The following is an 18,827-nucleotide window of genomic DNA, read 5'->3' as shown; positions in this document are numbered from 1 at the left end:
TTAAGTTAATAGGGGTTGAACTGGTTACTGTCTTGGGTCATTAGGGTGACAAATTTAGGGTGAACAAATAGCTTCTCTTTCCCCGATTGCACCTCTTCAAGCACACCAATATCACATAGCTGCTTTAAGTAAACTGAGGCGGTTTGACGCTTAGCTAAGCCACTTTCGACTAAGTTTTGAATACGGCAGTAGGGTTGCTCGAATATCACTTGCACTAGCTCGTAGCTGTAGATTTTAGGTAACTGCTGACGCACATATTCAGTAGTGTGTTCAATTAATTCACGGGCTGCTGCAATTTTGTGGGTGGTCCATTTAGCCGTTTGCTCGACCGCGTTAAGGATAAAGATAATCCACGCTTGCCAATCTTGCTTGGTGGTTACGTTAAGCAGTAAGCGGTAATAATCTTGCTTGTTAGCGACGATATAACGGCTTAGGTACAAGATAGGTGCACTAAGCAGTTGTTGGTCGATAAGGTAAAGAATATTGAGCACGCGGCCAGTACGGCCATTACCATCAATAAAAGGATGTATGGCTTCAAACTGGTAATGGGCCATGGCCATTTTAATCAGTGGATCTACATCATCTTGATTGTGTAAGAAGGCTTCCCAGTTGCTTAGTAAGTCACGAATAACGTTCTCGCCTGCTGGTGGAGTATAGATAACTTCACCAGTGGCCTGATTGGTTAAACTGGTACCTGGTACTTTACGCACATCCATTTGCACAGATTTGATGGTGCTGCAAATTTCTAATGCGGTGGTAATACACAATGGCCTGCTGGTTAGCTCGGTAAAGCCTTGATATAAGGCGGTGCGATAACGCAGCGCCTCTTTGGTCATAGGGTCGGCTTGGCTGTCTTCTTGAGCGTACTGAAATAGCTTGTCGGTAGTGGTGACAATGTTTTCAATCTCGCTGCTGCCTTGCGCTTCAAGCAGTGGCAGTAAATTGATGAGTAGCCCCTGATTAGGCAGTAGTTCACCAGCTTGCTTTAACTCAGCAAGGGCAGCACGGGCAGGAATACAGGCTTTAAGTATGGGTAAGGTTTCAGCCAATTGCCCTAGTTCGCTGTCTAGCGGTAAGGGCGGCAAATGGTTGTATGCTTGCTCAGCTTGCCATTTCATGTTTAAAAAACCTTCATTTATCGACATCAATAGATAGTGCAGTGAGCTTATGTCGATTCAATCGACATGTAAAGCAAACATGTTTATAAAACATAATTAAATCGACATGTGTTGCGTGTTTTGAGTGGTTATGTCGATTGCATCAACATCACTGGCAACATGTATAGAAAACAGCGATATCTATACAGGTTAAATTTATATGTATAGAAAACACGAATATCTATACATGTCCCTGCGACCACATGCCTGTGACAGAGTATTAACCCGCTTGCCAAAGGTATAAATTAAGCTCATCGAGTATGGTGTCGAGTTGGTCGCCTAGCATGGTATTTAAGGTCTTTGCGCCGCCATGTTCAGCAAAGCGTTTATTGATGAATGCGGTATCTATGACAGCTTCGTGGACTAATTGCTTGGCAAGCCTGCCGAGCCATTTTCGCTGATTTGGGTTCCAAGTGTGTTCGCTGTAAATACGCTGTATTGCCTTGTGTACTCGTTGTTCAAAAGGGACCAAAGCTTCATCCAATGCAGCTTGCCTGATATAGCCGATAATACTGGCAGCGATATCTTGGTTAGTGTTTTTGCGCCACGCACTTTGTAAATTTGCTTCGCTGTACCCTGCGTTATCAAGCAGTAACTTTACTTCTATCAGTTGCTCTCGGGTGAGATCTTTGGGTCTATTAACTACCACCGATAAGGCGGCTGACAGGTTAATATTTTTCTTGATGAAATCATTAAAGCTTTCAAGGTAATCGGCAGGTTTTTCGTGTACGCCGTAGTTCTGCTGGCGGCTAACGAATTCGTCATGTCCTTCATAAATGACAGGCATGCTATCACTGCCCGCTAAAAACCTGACTTCGGCCAACTGATTGATCAGGCCTTGGTGTTGCTTAAAGAATTGCGCTGCTTGCTTAGGACCTATTTGGTGCAGATGCTGGTGGAGCTTGTCGGGTGCGACGCCCCATATACCTTCGAGTAGATCTAACTTGGTTTTAAGCTCAGGCTTATTTTCAGCTTTTTTAACTGCTTTACGCATAATACGCATAACTTTTTGGCTGAGCTGATCAAGTACATCATCTGCATGGCTACTGTTGGTGTCATTCGTGCCAGCTTGCTCGCCCGGGGTGTTAAGTGCTTGCTCTAAGTGAGCATCATCACTGAGTTCACCCACCAGCTGTTCTAGGGTGATTTTAGGGTCTTTAACGATGGGCTTCATGGTATTCACTTCTTCAAGTGCACTATAAAGATCAACTGGGTCATATACTTTGAAAACGGTTTTACCGATATCATCACAGCGTCTGGTAGCACGGCCCATCATCTGTTCATAAAGAATGCGCGATTTTACTCGGCGTAAAAATACTAAATGGCCAATCTTAGGCACATCGATACCTGTTGTGAGTAAATCTACAGTGATGGCGATATTAGGGTAGGTCTCATTTTTATACTTACGAATAAGTTGTGCGACTTTATAACTTTGACCTGTAATTTTGGCTACCGCAGCTTGGTTATACTGCTCACCATAAAGGGTTTTAAACTCTTCATCTAACGCTGATTTAACCATGTCAGCATGTAAGTCAGTGGCACAGAAGATTAAGGTTTTCTCTTCACCGAATGGGTCTAAGTCCTCTGTCGCGAGTTGTTTGCAAATGACTTGATTAAAGCTTTTGGTTATTACTCTGCGGTTAAATGATTCCACATCAAATTTGAGTTCATCTTCTAAGTCAGCTGTTTCTATTTCACCAGTTTGGGTGTTCAATGCCGAGACTTTCTCTCCCTTCTCAAACTTGATGCCATTTTGAGTCAGTAAGGTTTCATAGCGAATGGGTGGCTCGTGATCAATCAGCCAATCTGCTGCAACGGCTTCTCGGTAGCTATAGGTATAAACAGGTTTACCGAATATATCGCTAGTATGTTTTGCAGGTGTTGCGGTTAAACCTATACGCACAGCATCGAAGTAATCTAAGACTCTGCGATAACTGGATAGATATTGGCGTGCATCGCGGTTAGCGAGCTCACCTTCTGTCATCTGTTGGTCAAGGGCATAACCACGGTGAGCTTCATCAACAATGATACAGTCAAATTCATCCAGTGCTGGTGGCGTATCAGACATAAAGATGCGCTGCACCATAGCTTGAACGGTTGCCACTTGAATACGAGTTTCAGCTTCGGCTTTCATGTCGCCAAGTTCAGCGATGATATAGATAGAGGATAAGGTTTTATTTTGTTCTAACTTAGCTTCATTAAATGAGTCACAGGCTTGTTCGCCCAATGCAGTTCTATCAACTAAGAATAAAATTCGATTGAAGCGCTCGGCCTTTAAAAAACGATACATCAAACCGATAATGGTTCTAGTTTTTCCTGTTCCTGTTGCCATGGCTAAAAGGCATTCAGTTTTATCTTGCTCTAGTGCGATTTCAACTGCCTCAATGGCTTTTTGTTGATAATCACGCAGGCCTAAATATTCAAAGCCTTCTTGTTGCAGTAACTTTTCAGCTTGTTCTTTATCGCGCTTGAGCCTGTCTAGTAATCCATTTGGGGAATGGAATGCTTGTAATGCACGGGCTTCGTTACTGTTTTTTCGTGTATCACGGAACCAAATTCCTGATAGCTCGGCCAGTTGCTTATTAAACTCGCGGCCGTTACACGAATAGACAAAAGGTATATGGTAGTGACCCTCTGCTTCGTCAGCCCAAGCCACGGTTCTACCTTCCAAGACCCATGCACCTTGCTGAGGGTTAACTATTTTATAGCCTTTTGAATAACGCTCAGCTTGACCAATTTTACCAGCCACATTGGTATTCTCTTTCTTAGCTTCAACCACTCCTATAGGGACTAGCCCACAAAAAAGAACATAATCAGCTCGACCTTTATCGCCTTGATGCAAGGTAGGCCATTCAGCGATAGCAAGGTTTTGACCTTTTTCTGGTCTTGTGCCTTTTCGATAATCTAGCTCTTCGCTATCGGCCGTCCAGCCAGCATCAATGAGCTGTTCATCAATAAGCACACGAGTTAGTTCTTCATTTAAGGTGAAGTTTTTAGTCGCTTTATTCGTTAGGTTGGAAACTTCTTTCCGTTGAGCTTTAGCAAGCTTTAGCGCGTCTTCAGTTTGTTGTTCAAACTGCTTTTGCATTACAGCGAGCTTTTTATCAAATTCAATTTGCTGATTAGCTAATGCTTGCTCATGTGTTTTGGCTTGCTCGGCGAGTAACCTTGCTTCGGCATCCATTTGTTCTGCAAGAACTGCAAACTCTTCTTTTTCTCGTGCGAGTAAAGCAGTGAGTTGCTGGTTAGTTTCAAGCTGTTCATTATTTTCTACCAATTGGCTAGCAAGCAGCTTGATCTGCGTTTGTAAGGCATCAAGTTCAGTACTTGGGTCAGTTGGTTTTACAAATGCGGTCGGTTTGAAGCTTATTCCTAGGCTGCCAAAAGCTTTGTGATACCAAATCGCGATATCACGGGCAACTTTGATACCTGCTAATGCGGATTTATGTTCGGTTTTGAATTGATGTACCGCTTGGTTACCTGCCTTTCGTAGCCCATGAAATAGGCTGATGATCTGTGACTCTAGGCGTAGCTCACGGTTAATACGAAACAGCAGGTCTGCTTGGCTAGTTTGGTCGTCAAATTCAATACTGCAGCGCATCGCTAAATCTTGCGAAATGGCTTCAGCAAACTGGCGCAGTTTAACTAATGTGGTATTGGGGTCACTAGAGAAAGCGCGTTCAGCACTTTGCGCTAGCTGCAGAAGTATGGGGTCATGCTCTTTAAGGAAATCGAAGTTACCTACCGCGGTGGTCGCGTTAACGCTATTTGGTCCTGTCATGACTTCCTCTTTGCAACTAAAACGTCCAATGTAGTGGAGCAATTTTCTTAATTAAAACGGTAACGTACAGATCAAAACATAAGCTGACATCACTTTGCTTTAATAGGATACAAAAAACAACCATATTTATCTGATAATAAGAGGGTAAATAAGTTTTTAGGCGGTACTGCGTTAGGTGTAAATATAATCAATCCGAGTTTCCAAGTGATTGATTATGTCTCAACGCCGCATCTGGTGAAGCTAGGTGTGTTTTTCTTTAGAGTCTTTTAGCTGCTTCTTGAATTCTTTTTGCATAGGACTAAGGCAGACGCGACCAGAGTAGAAGCAGCCTTTTTTGTTTATTGTTTTAACCTGCATTTTTGTAAACAGAGCATCTTCGGCTTTTGAACCATGGATTCGGTGATAAAAAGGAGTGGGATATATGGGGGTGTATACATGGAAGTGTAAGTGTTCATTTGCATTGTCTTTATAGTAGTGATCTAAAGCTGATTGGATAATAACTAAGGCTTCTGGTCCCTCATATTTTTCTATGTAGTACTTGGCTGTTTCTAGCTCAACACGATACTCACTGACAATATCGATAACTTGGTTTTGTAGCTCGTTATATTTCAGGTTGGTTAGGTCTACTAGGTTTAGATAAGCCTTGATCGCTCTTTCCATGTCAGATTTACTGATTTTCATGTAAAAGTGGTTATCACAAAACCACATAAAGTTATTCAGGAGTGCATTAACTCTAACTGCTAACTTACCTTCTTTTGTTTTTGCACCTGTTGAGCGCCCTCCATGTAACTTACAGCGGCCATTTGTCTTATTACCGTAGCGTTGGCATGGCTTTCCACTTCTGGTCTTTGCACCGCATTTAGCTAGGCTCTCTAGGTTAAACTTAGCCATTATCACTCCTATTTTTAGTGATCACTGAAGTGATCACCTTTTAATGTTTCTTCGGTTCATGGGCTTTGTTTTGCATTTTGAAAAAAGGGTAGGGCTTTGATCACTCTATTTTTTCACAAGACCCCGGTGTAACTTGTTTCCTACTGTTTACTAGTGCTCGTATTCTTAATTATTGGTGACTCAAGTGATCAATAAAAAGTGATCACTTTTCGGTTCATGAGGTGCTACTGGAGTGATCACAATTAAATTTAATAGTGATCACGTCCTGAGAAAGTTCATTGATCAATGCGTTCTTGTATCGATAGGTTTGCCTGTTTTGTATTGGGAACCTATCGGTTAGATGATTTAAGCTGGTGGTTCTTGAGGCTATACACTCTTTTAGTTGCTGAGCGTGGGATAAGGTATTAAACCAGCCATATTTTGATGGCTTACTTATCTGGCTTCTAGGTTGTGGTGTATTTGATTGAGCTAGCTTAAATGCCTGCTTTCGTCTATTTCTCTCCAATGTGATGTATGGGTCCACCAGCATGAGATCATTAGTAGGGTCAAAGGTTTTTGCTGCTGGAAGCTTATTACTTAAGAAGCCTTTAGCTTTACCATTGAGCTCTTTGGTGTGTTCTTTAGCCAGATAGCTGGATCGATAAATAGCATGTTTGAGCGAAGCTTTATTGCCTCTATGCGCTATGCAGTAGGGATTATCGACGAATGCTACAGTCCCATTAGCATGCATCTCCCACATTGCTTTAACTAGCGATAGTATTCGGTCGGAATAGTTAACTTTATGAGCACTAAGCATTAGTTCAAGATGGTAATGTTCGCGCTCTGATGTTTCTTGCTCTCTGGCACAGTGATAAATGACCTTACTTTGGTATTCGTCAGATAGAAATGATGTTAGTTGCTTTAAGAACTGCCTAATAACTTTGTTATCTGCTGAGTAAGTATTTGGGTGCAGTTCAATTCTAGTAACGAATACTCGACTGTAATGACTCAGTATAATTTCATAATCAGAGATAATAGTGTTAACCATACTCTTGTTTAAGGACTTTTTTTTAGGCTTGAAGACATGGTACGCATGGTCCTTGTAAGCGAATAAATTTGAGTTGTGCTGATTGATACAGAACATTCGCTTGTATGACTTAGCAATAGGTTTGTGTAAATTACGTGGCTTAGTTTTAATCGACATCGTGATTATTCTTATAATTAGACATTTGGTTGGTTTAGTGGCGGTATATTATTTAATATCCGCCGTATTGCGTTGCTGGTTCTAGTCTGCACTATGCAGTATGTCAGGGTTTGAAGGCTTCTTAGCTTGCGTTTCTATGTGTTGTTTATGCTTCAAAGTGAGTCATCTACATTTGTAAAAAAAGCAGGCTGAACCTGCTTTTAATTCATCGATTAGTTAACCATTCATGAACGTCTTTAAATTGCCATTTCAAATGAGCGTCTTGATTTTCTATGGGTGGTGGAAACTTTCCTGATTTGATCCACCTTCTTAATGTTGAAGAGCTAATATCTAACAATTCTAGAATTTTTTGTCTTTTAATTAATCGGTTTTCATCAATATACATTTCAAGATGATCAATGTGCTTTTGAGCCATACCGTTTATTCCCTTCAATTTACGGTTGGACGGGAAGTTACCCACTCATTAAGTTCTGATAGTAGCCAGCCGACAGTATTATTATGAGGTGAAAGTTTACGGCGTTTTGGGAAAGTTCCTTTACGTTCTTGTGTCCAAGCAGTGCTGCGTGAAATAGTGGTAATAGTTTTACGTTCAGCTTCGCGAACGATGCGGTCTGGTAATGTTTGATTTGATGTAGTCATGGTCACTCCCGTTTAAGTTTGTTCGGGAGTGATTTTTAAGTATTTACGCACCAATAAATAGGTACATGGGGGGGAGTGGGGTAATTAATTTTTAACCAGTAGACTTCCGTAGTTTTTGGCAAAATCTTTTGAATCGATGACACTATATTCTTTTAAACTACGACCTGGTGATCTAGCTTCTTTAGTTGCTATGTCGCTGATAGAAAAATAAAAATGCGCGTATGCTTTGCTTTTTCTGGATTTTGGGAATGGGACTCTTTGGTTAATACAATATTCTTCAATAGTATTAATGAGAGTGTTCATTTTATAGAAGCGGTTTTGCGCTTGAGTATAAAAGTGATTGAATACGTCGTAAGCAAATTCCATCGCTACAGAATATTCAGTTTCAAATTTTTCGTATTCATCAAACGAAGCTTTAGCATCTGCAATTTTAGTTCGTCTTATATATGAGTAATTTTGAATGAATTGATTGTATTCGCCAATCATCTTGTAGAACAACATAAGGTTGTACATCAATATTACTTGATACTTCTCAAGCGATGCTGATGTATCGTTACTATTGGCTTGCGATACCATCTCACTTAAATTTTTATGTATATCTGCAGTACTTTTAACAACAAGAGATTGCCGAACAACCTTTTGAAGATAGGAAAAGTCAAACTTTTCATCTTCTTCATAAGGGTTAGCTGAAAAAACTTCAAATGGTGAATTAGCAATCTGTTTTAGTTTTTCGACTTGTTTATGGATCGTTGAAATTTCATCGTAGATAAAAGTAATATCTACTTCTTGTGTATATGTATTGATATCGCTTGTTTCAATTTCAAATAGTGACTCAATATTTGTACAAGTGCCTTTGTTCATATTATTAGTTTCAGTTTATTTAGATATATGAGATAAATTTTTAAAGTTGGCTAAATTTTTCTAAGCTTTTATGTGCAGTGAAGCTTAGGCCTACCACAAGGATACATTAACGGTGTGTAGCACGGTGTGTAGCAAACTAACAAAAACGGGCTTTCCATTGCTGGAAAGCCCGTTTCAATACAACAGCTTAAGAATTGCTTCTTAGTTCATGCCGTAAATTGCTTCCTGCTGTTTTCATTGGTTTTCACAGAGCTTGATTTGATATTATAAATTCTTATTTATCAATAGCTAACGAGCGGTAGTTGTTCTCATTGGTATTGGTTAGTATCAGTTCCTATGGTTAGATGGGGGTACATATGGGGGTCATGGAATTGAGCCTTTAACCCGTTAAATTGAGCCTAATTGATGCTGTATGAAACCACCTTACGTGGCCTAAATAATAAACCTCAAACTGCATCAGTCACATTGACTGATGGGAAAGGTTTAGGCGTACGAATTTCAATGCAAGGTAAGGTGCGTTTTCAGTTTAGATATAAAATTAACGGAAGAAGTAAAAGAGTTGATTTAGGTTTTTACCCTGACTTATCACTTAGGGTGGCTAGGGATATAACTGAGCAGTGTCGTTCGTGGTTAGCTGAAGGTCATGATCCTAAGTTAAAACGTAGCATGAGCCGAGAAAAAACTTTAACCCCTGTTACGGTTCGACAGGCGCTAGAATACTGGATTGAAAATTACGCCAGAGAAAACCGCGTTAATGTAGAAAGAATCATTATCCAATACCAGCGACATATCTTTCCGTTTATAGGCCACTTCCCTTTAGAGCAAACTGAAACCAGACATTGGATTGAATGCTTCGATCGTATTAGGCGTGGCATCAAAGGTAAGCGAAAACCAGCACCTGTAGCAGCAGGCCAAATCTTACAAAGTACTAAGCAAGCTTTACGCTTTTGCCGTGTAAGGCGCTATGCCATTAGTCGTGAACTTGATGATTTAATTGCATCGGATGTGGGTAAAAAGCAAAAACCAAAAGATAGGGTGCTGACAGATGTAGAGGTATACGATTTACTAAATTCCATCCAGAATCAAAAGGGCACATTTTATTTACGCTATTTATGTAAGCTACTGCTTATATTCGGTGCCCGTACACAAGAGTTAAGACTATCAACGTTTGATGAGTGGGATTTAGAGCGTGGCCTATGGACGGTACCTAAAACGCATAGCAAATCAGATAAACTCATTATTCGTCCTATACCATCCAAGGTTAAACCAATTATTGAATTTCTTTATAAGCGGCATGGTCACACAGGCTATTTACTTGGCGAGCTAAAATCTTGTGAAACAGTAAGTGGATCGGGGTGTTTAATCTATAAGCGCTTAAAGCATAAAGAATCATGGTCGTTACATGACTTACGTAGAACCTTCACTACCAAGTTAAATGACTTAGGGGTTGCACCCTATGTGGTAGAGCAAATGTTAGGGCATTCATTAGGCGGGGTGATGGCGGTTTATAATCGTAGTCAATATTTACCTGAAAAGCTGGTGGCACTAGATATGTGGTGCGAATGGTTAGATTTGCTATTAAACCCAAGCGATAATGTAGTATTGATTGGTGCTGCCAGACACGGTTAGTATTTTTCAACTTAACTGATCAAGCTGATTTATCCTCTTGTAGCTCTATCTTAAGCAGAAAAACGGCTACTTTTAAAATCCCCCTGAATTTACACCAGTTCGTAAACTTGCATTGTGAGACAGAGCTAACAGAAAGCTGTTTTCAATGTTATTCATAGGTTTATGATGGAAAAGATGTTTTGCTACTTATCCACAATTAAGAGCTTTTTAGCAAGCTGTAAGGTATTGGTTCGTCTTGGTTTGTATGATTAGCTTGAAGGGTAACTTTAACCCTTTGGGCGCAGTAATACCCATTAAAAATAAAAGACAGTTATGCTTCATGAAACTAAATTGCGAGCCCGTAACGGCAGGGTTCAAACTGTAATGGAAGAACTTACAGATGGCAAAGGGCTTGGCGTCCGTATTTCTAAAACAGGCCATATCAAGTTTCAGTTTCGCTATAAGATTAAAGGTAAAAGTAAACGCATCGACTTAGGCAGTTATCCTGATTTGAGCCTTAAACAAGCAAGAGATCATACACAGGAATGTCGAGCATGGTTAGCGAATGGTAGTGATCCAAAGATTGCTAGAGCTATGGCTTTTGATAAATCGTTTACGCCAATAACGATTGAAGAAGCGCTAGAATATTGGATTGAGAATTATGCTCGGCAGAAGCGTAAGGCTAAGGGATTCAAAAGTGTCAGGGCACAATTTAACAAACATATTTATCCTTATATTGGTCATTTTGATTTAGAGAAAACGGATATGAGCCATTGGTTAGTGTGCTTTGACCGTATATGCAATGGTATTGAGGAACGACAGAAACCAGGTGCTGTAGCTGCTGGACAAGTATTACAAAACTGCAAGCAAGCACTTAAGTTCTGTAGAGTTAGGCGCTATGCCATTAGTCACGAACTTGATGACTTAGAGATTGGTTTTGTTGGCAAAAAAGCAAATAAGAAGGATAGGATATTATCAACATCCGAGTTACGTGATTTGTTGTTATCGATTAATCAACGAAAAGGCTCGTGGTATATGCGTCATATTTGCCTCCTACTCATCATATTTGGTGCACGCACGCAGGAAATAAGGCGCTCAACAGTTGAAGAATGGGATTTAGTAAATCAGCTGTGGACGGTACCTAAAGAGCATAGTAAAAACGGTGCCAAGATCATTCGCCCTATTCCACCTCAAGTTATGCCGTTGATTAAAGCATTATTAAAGCGCAATGCTAAAACAGGTTACCTATTAGGTGAGCTGAGAAGCGATTGCAGCGTAAGCGGATCTGGGGGCAGAATTTACCAGCAGTTAAATCATAATGATAAGTGGACATTGCATGATTTAAGACGAACATTTTCAACTAAATTAAATGACTTAGATGTAGAAGACCGTGTGGTTGAGGTGCTAGTTGGGCATGCAATCACTGGTTCGGAAGGCCATTATAATTACAGCCGATACTTGAACAAATCAGCTAAAGCACTCGACATGTGGTGTGATTGGTTAGAGCATTTAGTCAGCCCAATTGATAATGTTGTAGAGATTGAAATGGCTAAGGCTAGCTGATTATGACTCTGGTAGTGTGACTAGCTTGAAGCACTAATACACTAAACTAGTCCAATTTAGCTCAGAGTCCTCATAGATTTAAACTGCTGGTGGCCATAAAGCCTTATCGACATGTATACATAACTGGCCTTTCTAGACATGTCCTTAGCGTCATGTTTATAAAACTGTATTTTGTAGACATGTTAGCAATAATGAGGCTTATAAAGCCCCCTAGCTAGTCATAAAAAGTTATTTTAAAAACCACCTGATAGTGCTCAGACATACAGCCATGGCACACTTTGCTTTTTGTTTTATGCTTAACCAAATCACTTAAGCTTTCACCTTCACCCTCATTAATCACTTTGCCACAATGAAAACATGGGGCTGGGTAGGGTTGCCTTTTTTCAAGCCTCTTTCTCCATGCCCTTACTTCATCCAACGTGGTGCCTAGCGGTAAGATTTTTTATTACACGGTCATATTGGCATGATTGATATGGGCTAGCCCAATAAGTGGATGCAACATAAAACTTAATCTTATCCTCGTCTTTATACACATTAACAATATGACCAGTGCTCGTTATCCTATCGACACATGTCGCATCAAAATCCTGCTTATAGGTCGTTTTGCAGCAGTTATCAATACAAACGGGCTGACTATCAACAGCGCGTTCATAAGTGGCCACCAGCTTATTACAGCGCTGACAAATGAAGAAGGCATTAGAGTTATCAAGGTGACGGTATATGGCATGATAAGTCGGGCGTATATAGTTTAAGTTTGGATTCTTTTTTGTATAGATATTTTGATTTACCACTGTGTCAGCTGAATGAATATGTGCCGTAATGGTAAACAAGTCAGCTTGCAATTCGATGGTGTAAAGCAAGGTGTTTGTTAGTGGTAGGTCGATATAATCAGTGAGGTCATATGTTTCGCCGTAATCCCAGCTATAGGTATTGGATTGTCAGATACGTCAAATGAAGGTTTACAGTTACCCCTCGAAACGTTATCAAAGTATTCTTTTAAAAAATGGTTAAGCCGTTCGTTATCGCCAATAAATCGTATCGCCTTTTGTTGAATCAGTGATCTTATTGTCGGGTTAAAGTCTGACTTCATCTTACCCATCCTTGATTGTGGCTATAAGCACGTATCTAGTTAAATTAAATCAATAAATATTAAAATAATTAATATTGCTGATTTGATGTTACCCCTTTAAATACCCATGAATACCAAATATTTGTATCTTTTTGATCTAGCGATGATTAGCGATATGCATTCTGTGTATAATCGAGTTAATTACTGATTGATAACACCCCTACTTTAGATAAAGGGTGCATAGAGAGAAACCATGGTTCGCGAACACCAGCAAGAGTTACAAAAACAGCTTTGGAATATAGCTAACACCCTGCGTGGCAATATGTCTGCCGACGATTTTCGTGATTACATTTTAGGGCTTATTTTCTACAAATATCTATCAGACAAACTGAATCGTTATTGTGACAAATTGCTGGTGGAAGATGGCATTATGTTTACGCAAGCTGACGATGAACTGATAAACGAGCTGCGTGATGAGTGTATCGAGAACCTTGGCTACTTTATTGCGCCTAAGCAATTATTCGCAAGCCTCGCTAAACGTGGCGAGAAATCTGACTTCATACTTGATGAGCTAAGTCGTGTGCTTAACGATATTGAGCAATCTACTACAGCTGCGGATTCAGCCGATGACTTTAACGGCCTATTTGAAGAGTTAGACCTTAACTCAAGTAAGCTAGGTAAGAACCCAGACGCACGTAACAAGCTAATCTGCCAAGTGTTAGTTCACCTAGAGAACATCGACTTTCAGATTGATAACAGCGAAATAGACCTGCTAGGTGACGCTTACGAATACCTGATTGGTCAGTTTGCCTCAGGTGCAGGTAAAAAAGCGGGTGAGTTCTATACCCCTCAACAGGTCAGTAAAATCCTCGCTAAGCTAGTCACGTTAGATGATGGTGCTAACGGTAATGTTAAATCAGTCTATGACCCCACTTGTGGTTCAGGCTCATTGCTACTGCGTGTCGCTAAAGAAGTGAACAACACCAACCTTGAGTTTTACGGACAAGAGCAAAACCCAAGTACCTTTAACCTTGCCCGTATGAACATGCTAATGCACGGTGTGCGCTACGATAGATTCGATATTAAGAACGACGACACCCTTGAGCACCCAATGCACTTGGATAAGCGATTTGATGCGGTGGTTGCCAACCCGCCGTTCTCTGCGAACTGGAGCGCGAGCGATCTGTACCTAAATGATGACCGTTTTAGCGATTACGGCAAACTTGCACCTAAAGGCAAAGCTGATTTTGCCTTTGTACTGCACATGGTGCATCAGTTAAATGACAAGGGTACGTTAGCGGTCGTTGTACCCCACGGCATCCTTTTCCGTGGCGCCGCTGAAGGTCATATTCGTACGCACCTTATCGAGAAAAAGAATTACCTAGATGCCGTCATCGGCTTACCAGCGGGTATCTTCTTCGGCACGGGTATTCCGACTTGTATTCTCGTATTCAAGAAGCAGCGTAAACATGCTGACAATGTGTTGTTCATTGATGCTTCCAATCACTTTGAAAAAGGCAAAGCGCAAAACTATCTACGTGATAGCGACGTCGAACGTATTGTTGAGGCATACACTAAGCGTGAACAGCTTGAGCCTGAAAAAGCAGAGAGGTATGCCCATGTTGCCAAGCTGGCTGAGATTAGCGACAACGACTACAACCTCAATATCCCGCGCTACGTGGATACCTTTGAAGAGGAAGTTGCAGTCGATTTAGATGCGGTAGCAACAGACCTAAGCGAGCTTGAAATTAAGATGCATTCAGTGGATGCAGATATTGCTGACTTCTGTTTGCAGCTCAATATCAAAGCGCCCTTTCCCTTAAATAAAACGTTAGATAAAGCGTAAGGTAGGGTTGTTATGACTGAACAAATGAATGTACCGAGGCTAAGGTTTGGTGAGTTTGCTGAAAAATGGGTACTCAATAAAGCCCCTATCAAGATTCTTGCAGGAAATGCATACAAACTAGAAGAATACACAGATAACGGATACCTATTGATACAAGGACTTCATATCCAACCGTGTAAGCTGGTTCTTGAGGCGTCGCCGAAATATGTGTCAACAAGTGGTACAAACCATTTGAAAATTGATTTTGGTGATATTGTTTTAGGTTTAAATCGACCCGTCACGAACAATCAACTTAAAACTTGCCGATTCGAGCTAGACGAAGAGTCTGTACTTTATCAAAGAGCTGGAAAGCTGAAGTTTGACACTTCAAAACTAGATACAGAGTTCCTGTATCAATATATACGTAGCCCTATATTTATGAAGCAACTTGATCTCGAATTGATAGGAAGTGACCAACCCTACATACGATCAAACTTATTTCAGGCTACTAAGAACATTTTTCCTTTGTTGCCAGAACAACAAAAAATCGCCTCTTTCTTATCAAAGGTGGATGAGAAAATTGGACTGCTGTCTGAGAAGAAAGCCAAGCTGACCGAGTACAGAAAAGGGGTGATGCAGCAGTTGTTCAATGGCCATTGGCAGCACAGTACGCAAGAGCAAGGTGGACAGCCTACCTTCACGCCACCCTCGCTACGATTCAAAGCCGACGATGGCAGCGAGTTTCCTGATTGGGAAGAGAAGACAATTGAAGATGTTTGTAGTGTAGGGACTGGTAGTAAGGACACTCAAAACAGAATTGATGGAGGTCTTTATCCATTTTACGTTCGCTCAAATACAGTCGAGCGTATTAATAGTTTTGGCTATGATGGTGAAGCTATTTTAACGTCTGGAGATGGTGTTGGCGTTGGCAAAAACTATCACTATGTAAATGGTAAATTTGATTATCACCAGAGGGTTTACTGCTTAAACGAATTTAAAGCGGGAAATAACGGGAAGTATATCTATTACTATTTTTCTGAGTATTTCTATAGAAGGGTTATAAGGCTTAGCGCTAAGAACTCTGTTGACTCAGTGAGAAGAGATATGATCACAAAAATGTATATGCCCGTTCCGACTGAAACTGAACAAACCAAGATAGCTAATTTCCTATCAGCCATCGACCAAAAAATAGCTCTAGCCAACTCTGAGCTTGATAAAACCAAAGAGTGGAAGAGAGGCTTATTGCAGCAGATGTTCGTCTAGCATTGCTAATTAAACCGTCCACTGCATTAACTAAATGGATTTAGAAAAAGAAGAATTATGAGCACACAATCAGAAGCAAAACTTGAAAATGACTTAATCGCTCAGCTTACTGCTGGTGGCTTTGAGTCGGTGGTGATTGACAATGCTGATGCACTTAAAGCTAATCTTAAGGTGCAGCTTGAACGAGCGAATGATCTAACGTTAACAGATCGTGAGTTTGACAGTGTGCTCATTAGCCTTGAAAAAGGCAATATCTTCGATAAGTCTAAACGCCTCAAAGGTAAGGTCGATGTGGTGCATGAAGATGGGGCTAACACTAATACCAACACCAAAAAAATCAGCTACATTACGCTGTTGCATACGGACCCCAGCAAGAACATATTCCAAGTGACAAACCAAGTCACTATGCATGGTAAGTATGAGAACCGCTACGACGTTACCTTGTTAGTGAATGGCTTGCCGTTAGTGCAGATAGAGCTTAAACGTCGCGGCGTTGAAATGGCAGAGGCGTTTAATCAAATCAAACGCTATGACAAACACACCTTTGGTGCAGAAGGCGGCTTATTTAACTACATACAGCTGTTTGTGATATCCAATGGGGTTAATACCAAATACTTCTCAAACAACCGCGAGCTGTCATTTAAGCAAACCTTCCACTGGACGGACATAGACAACAACAAGATTAATGCGCTACCGCAGTTTGCGGATGCCTTTTTAAACCAAGCACACTTAACGAAGATGCTTAGCCGTTATATCGTGCAGAATGAAACGGGTAAGTACCTGATGGTGCTGCGACCTTATCAATTTTACGCAGTAGAGGCGATTGTTAAGCAAGTTAATGAATCGACCACCAGCGGCACCAATAAAAATGGCTACATATGGCATACCACAGGCAGCGGTAAGACGCTCACTAGCTTTAAGGCTGCCCAGCTACTTACCCAGCTTGATGATATCGATAAAGTGCTGTTTGTGGTCGACAGAAAAGATCTCGATTACCAAACGGCTAAAGAGTTTAATTCGTTCCTTAAAGGCTGTGTCGACAGTACTGATAATACCAAGAGCCTATTGAATCAATTTCTAGGTAATGCAGTGAAGGGTAAAGCCGTTAATGAAAATAGAAACTCGAAACTGATTGTCACCACATTGCAAAAGCTCAATAACCTTGTCACTAAGGCGCACTATAAAAAACAAATCGAAGATATCGCGGATCAGCGTATGGTGTTTATCTTTGACGAGTGTCACCGTAGCCAGTTTGGTGAAACCCACCAGAATATTATTGAGTTTTTTACCCAAACGCAGTTATTTGGCTTTACGGGTACCCCTATTTTTGCCGACAACGCCACCGCTAAGAAAGTCCAGAATAAGGGTATTCAAAAGAAAACTACTAAAGACTTGTTTGGGCAGCGCCTACATAGCTATGTGATTGTTGACGCCATTAGAGATGACAACGTACTGCCGTTTGCCATTGAGTATTATGGCAAGCTCAAACATAAAAATAGCGGCATAGATGTGGATGTTAGCAGTATTGATGTCAGTGAATTTTTTAGCTCGCCTATACGTATCAAACAGGTTTGTGAACACATTATTGGTATACATAAGTTTAAAACCAAGCATCAGTTTAATGCCATGTTGTGTGTTGCCAGTGTGCCCGATTTAATCACCTACTATGACACGCTTAAGGCTTTAAAAGCTGAGGGTAAGCATAAGCTCAATATCGCCACCATTTTTAGCTATGGCGTTAATGAGGCTGAAGAGTTTGACGGTAATTTGAGTGTCGATGAGGTGCAAGAGATTTCTCAAGGCTATAAGAAACTGCACAGCCGCGACAAGCTGGATGAATTTATTGGTGATTACAATGAACAATTTGGCACTAGCTATTCAACCAAAGATACTGACAGCTTTTATAACTACTACAAAGACATTGCCAAGCGCACTAAAGATGGTGAAGTCGATATTTTGCTGGTGGTCAATATGTTCCTTACGGGCTTTGATGCACCAAGTCTTAACACCATTTATGTAGATAAAAACCTTAAGCATCATGGTTTGGTGCAAGCGTTTTCACGTACCAATCGCTTAAACGGTACGGTGAAGTCGCACGGTAATGTGATGTGCTATCGCAACTTAAAGCCACAAGCCGATGAAGCATTCATTTTGTTTTCAAATAAGCAGCCTATTGAACATATTGAAGTACCTGACCTTGACGGTTTGACTGATGACTTTGCTAAAGCGCTTGAAGCACTCAAAGCCATCGCACCAGATGTACAGAGTGTTGACGATCTGCCTGATGAAGATGCTCGCGCAGGCTTTGTAAAACAGTTCCGTATTTTGATGCGTTTAAAGAATCAACTTGAAACCTTTAGTGACTTTGATATTGAAGCCCTTGGTATGTCAGAACAAGAATTTGTTGATTATGCTTCTAAGTATGGTGATTTGGCGCGAGAGCTTAAAGGCAACCCTAGCGATAAGGAATCAATTCTTGCTGATATCGACTTTGAATTAGAGCTTCTACAGCGTGACAACGTCAATGTGGGCTATATACGCCACTTGCTGCAAACAATGCTTGAAGAGCCAAGTGGTGAAGCAAAGGAGAAGAAGCGTCAGGTCATTGCTAATCTACTGGCAACAGAGCCAACGCTGCATAGTAAGCGCAAGCTTATCGAAGATTTCATTGAGCAAAATTTCCAAGGGTTAGTACAGGGTAGTGATTTCGATGAATATATCGAAGCGAAAAAGCAAAAAGAGATGAGTCAAATCACTGATGAAGAAAAGCTAGATGCTGATAAGTTAAATGAGATGATCACTAATATTGAGAATGGCCTAGATGTGGACGGCTTAAAATCAGATGATATAGCCCAGCTAACCACAGAGAAAATGACCTTTAAATCGCGCAGAACCATCTTGCCAAGAATTACTGAAAGGCTGAAGGCGTTTACTGAAACGTTTATTAGTGGGTTTCACTAAACATCTAATCGAACAAATGAACAATA

Annotated in this window: 12 protein-coding genes; 5 read left to right on the top strand and 7 right to left on the bottom strand. The window is 40.8% G+C overall.

From position 1 onward, the window contains the following. Positions 1–5: 5 nt before the first annotated feature. From fic to FPK91_RS11655, 7 genes are all read right to left on the bottom strand, one after another. Entirely contained in the window at positions 6–1,118 is a 1,113-nt protein-coding gene (fic, locus tag FPK91_RS11685) for a protein adenylyltransferase Fic (protein WP_144211419.1), read from the bottom strand. 259 nt (positions 1,119–1,377) lie between these two features. Next, positions 1,378–4,938: a type I restriction-modification system endonuclease gene (gene hsdR, locus FPK91_RS11680; RefSeq protein ID WP_144211418.1), complete on the bottom strand. Its 3,561-nt coding sequence runs from the start codon at positions 4,936–4,938 to the stop codon at positions 1,378–1,380. Positions 4,939–5,178: 240 nt separating this feature from the next. Further along, on the bottom strand, positions 5,179–5,829 hold the full coding sequence (locus FPK91_RS11675; protein ID WP_144211417.1) for an HGGxSTG domain-containing protein: 651 nt from the start codon (positions 5,827–5,829) through the stop codon (positions 5,179–5,181). A 214-nt stretch (positions 5,830–6,043) separates the two neighbouring features. Next, positions 6,044–6,856, bottom strand: a complete 813-nt coding sequence (locus tag FPK91_RS11670) for a YagK/YfjJ domain-containing protein (protein ID WP_227006552.1) — start codon at positions 6,854–6,856, stop codon at positions 6,044–6,046. A gap of 361 nt (positions 6,857–7,217) precedes the next feature. Next, on the bottom strand, positions 7,218–7,427 hold the full coding sequence (locus FPK91_RS11665) for a helix-turn-helix transcriptional regulator (protein WP_144211415.1): 210 nt from the start codon (positions 7,425–7,427) through the stop codon (positions 7,218–7,220). A gap of 14 nt (positions 7,428–7,441) precedes the next feature. Continuing rightward, the gene (locus FPK91_RS11660) at positions 7,442–7,651 is read right to left on the bottom strand and encodes a helix-turn-helix transcriptional regulator (RefSeq protein WP_144211414.1); all 210 of its coding nucleotides are present in this window, start codon (positions 7,649–7,651) and stop codon (positions 7,442–7,444) included. A gap of 84 nt (positions 7,652–7,735) precedes the next feature. Further along, complete coding sequence (locus FPK91_RS11655) at positions 7,736–8,512, bottom strand: hypothetical protein (RefSeq protein ID WP_144211413.1); 777 nt, start codon at positions 8,510–8,512, stop codon at positions 7,736–7,738. 405 nt (positions 8,513–8,917) lie between these two features. Between FPK91_RS11655 and FPK91_RS11650 the strand changes: the two genes are divergently transcribed. The 5 genes from FPK91_RS11650 to FPK91_RS11630 all read left to right on the top strand — a co-directional run bounded on the left by FPK91_RS11650 (position 8,918) and on the right by FPK91_RS11630 (position 18,801). Further along, positions 8,918–10,141, top strand: a complete 1,224-nt coding sequence (locus FPK91_RS11650) for a tyrosine-type recombinase/integrase (RefSeq protein WP_144211412.1) — start codon at positions 8,918–8,920, stop codon at positions 10,139–10,141. A gap of 363 nt (positions 10,142–10,504) precedes the next feature. Beyond that, positions 10,505–11,683, top strand: a complete 1,179-nt coding sequence (locus FPK91_RS11645) for a tyrosine-type recombinase/integrase (protein WP_158638086.1) — start codon at positions 10,505–10,507, stop codon at positions 11,681–11,683. A gap of 1,322 nt (positions 11,684–13,005) precedes the next feature. Further along, the gene (locus FPK91_RS11640; protein ID WP_144211410.1) at positions 13,006–14,598 is read left to right on the top strand and encodes a type I restriction-modification system subunit M; all 1,593 of its coding nucleotides are present in this window, start codon (positions 13,006–13,008) and stop codon (positions 14,596–14,598) included. A gap of 12 nt (positions 14,599–14,610) precedes the next feature. Continuing rightward, positions 14,611–15,840: a restriction endonuclease subunit S gene (locus FPK91_RS11635; protein WP_144211409.1), complete on the top strand. Its 1,230-nt coding sequence runs from the start codon at positions 14,611–14,613 to the stop codon at positions 15,838–15,840. Positions 15,841–15,897: 57 nt separating this feature from the next. Next, complete coding sequence (locus FPK91_RS11630) at positions 15,898–18,801, top strand: type I restriction endonuclease subunit R (RefSeq protein ID WP_144211408.1); 2,904 nt, start codon at positions 15,898–15,900, stop codon at positions 18,799–18,801. Positions 18,802–18,827: the final 26 nt, after the last annotated feature.

Origin of the sequence: Shewanella donghaensis, assembly GCF_007567505.1 — a bacterium.
GTDB classification, from domain to species: Bacteria; Pseudomonadota; Gammaproteobacteria; order Enterobacterales; family Shewanellaceae; genus Shewanella; species Shewanella donghaensis.
This window is presented reverse-complemented; position numbering and strand designations above follow the sequence as displayed.

Excerpts from the sequence above, each read along its gene's own strand:
- fic (WP_144211419.1), bottom strand. The coding sequence starts at position 1,118 with ATGAAATGGCAAGCTGAGCAAGCATACAACCATTTGCCGCCCTTACCG.
- hsdR (WP_144211418.1), bottom strand. The coding sequence starts at position 4,938 with ATGACAGGACCAAATAGCGTTAACGCGACCACCGCGGTAGGTAACTTC.
- FPK91_RS11675 (WP_144211417.1), bottom strand. The coding sequence starts at position 5,829 with ATGGCTAAGTTTAACCTAGAGAGCCTAGCTAAATGCGGTGCAAAGACC.
- FPK91_RS11670 (WP_227006552.1), bottom strand. The coding sequence starts at position 6,856 with ATGGTTAACACTATTATCTCTGATTATGAAATTATACTGAGTCATTAC.
- FPK91_RS11665 (WP_144211415.1), bottom strand. The coding sequence starts at position 7,427 with ATGGCTCAAAAGCACATTGATCATCTTGAAATGTATATTGATGAAAAC.
- FPK91_RS11660 (WP_144211414.1), bottom strand. The coding sequence starts at position 7,651 with ATGACTACATCAAATCAAACATTACCAGACCGCATCGTTCGCGAAGCT.
- FPK91_RS11655 (WP_144211413.1), bottom strand. The coding sequence starts at position 8,512 with ATGAACAAAGGCACTTGTACAAATATTGAGTCACTATTTGAAATTGAA.
- FPK91_RS11650 (WP_144211412.1), top strand. The coding sequence starts at position 8,918 with ATGCTGTATGAAACCACCTTACGTGGCCTAAATAATAAACCTCAAACT.
- FPK91_RS11645 (WP_158638086.1), top strand. The coding sequence starts at position 10,505 with ATGGAAGAACTTACAGATGGCAAAGGGCTTGGCGTCCGTATTTCTAAA.
- FPK91_RS11640 (WP_144211410.1), top strand. The coding sequence starts at position 13,006 with ATGGTTCGCGAACACCAGCAAGAGTTACAAAAACAGCTTTGGAATATA.
- FPK91_RS11635 (WP_144211409.1), top strand. The coding sequence starts at position 14,611 with ATGACTGAACAAATGAATGTACCGAGGCTAAGGTTTGGTGAGTTTGCT.
- FPK91_RS11630 (WP_144211408.1), top strand. The coding sequence starts at position 15,898 with ATGAGCACACAATCAGAAGCAAAACTTGAAAATGACTTAATCGCTCAG.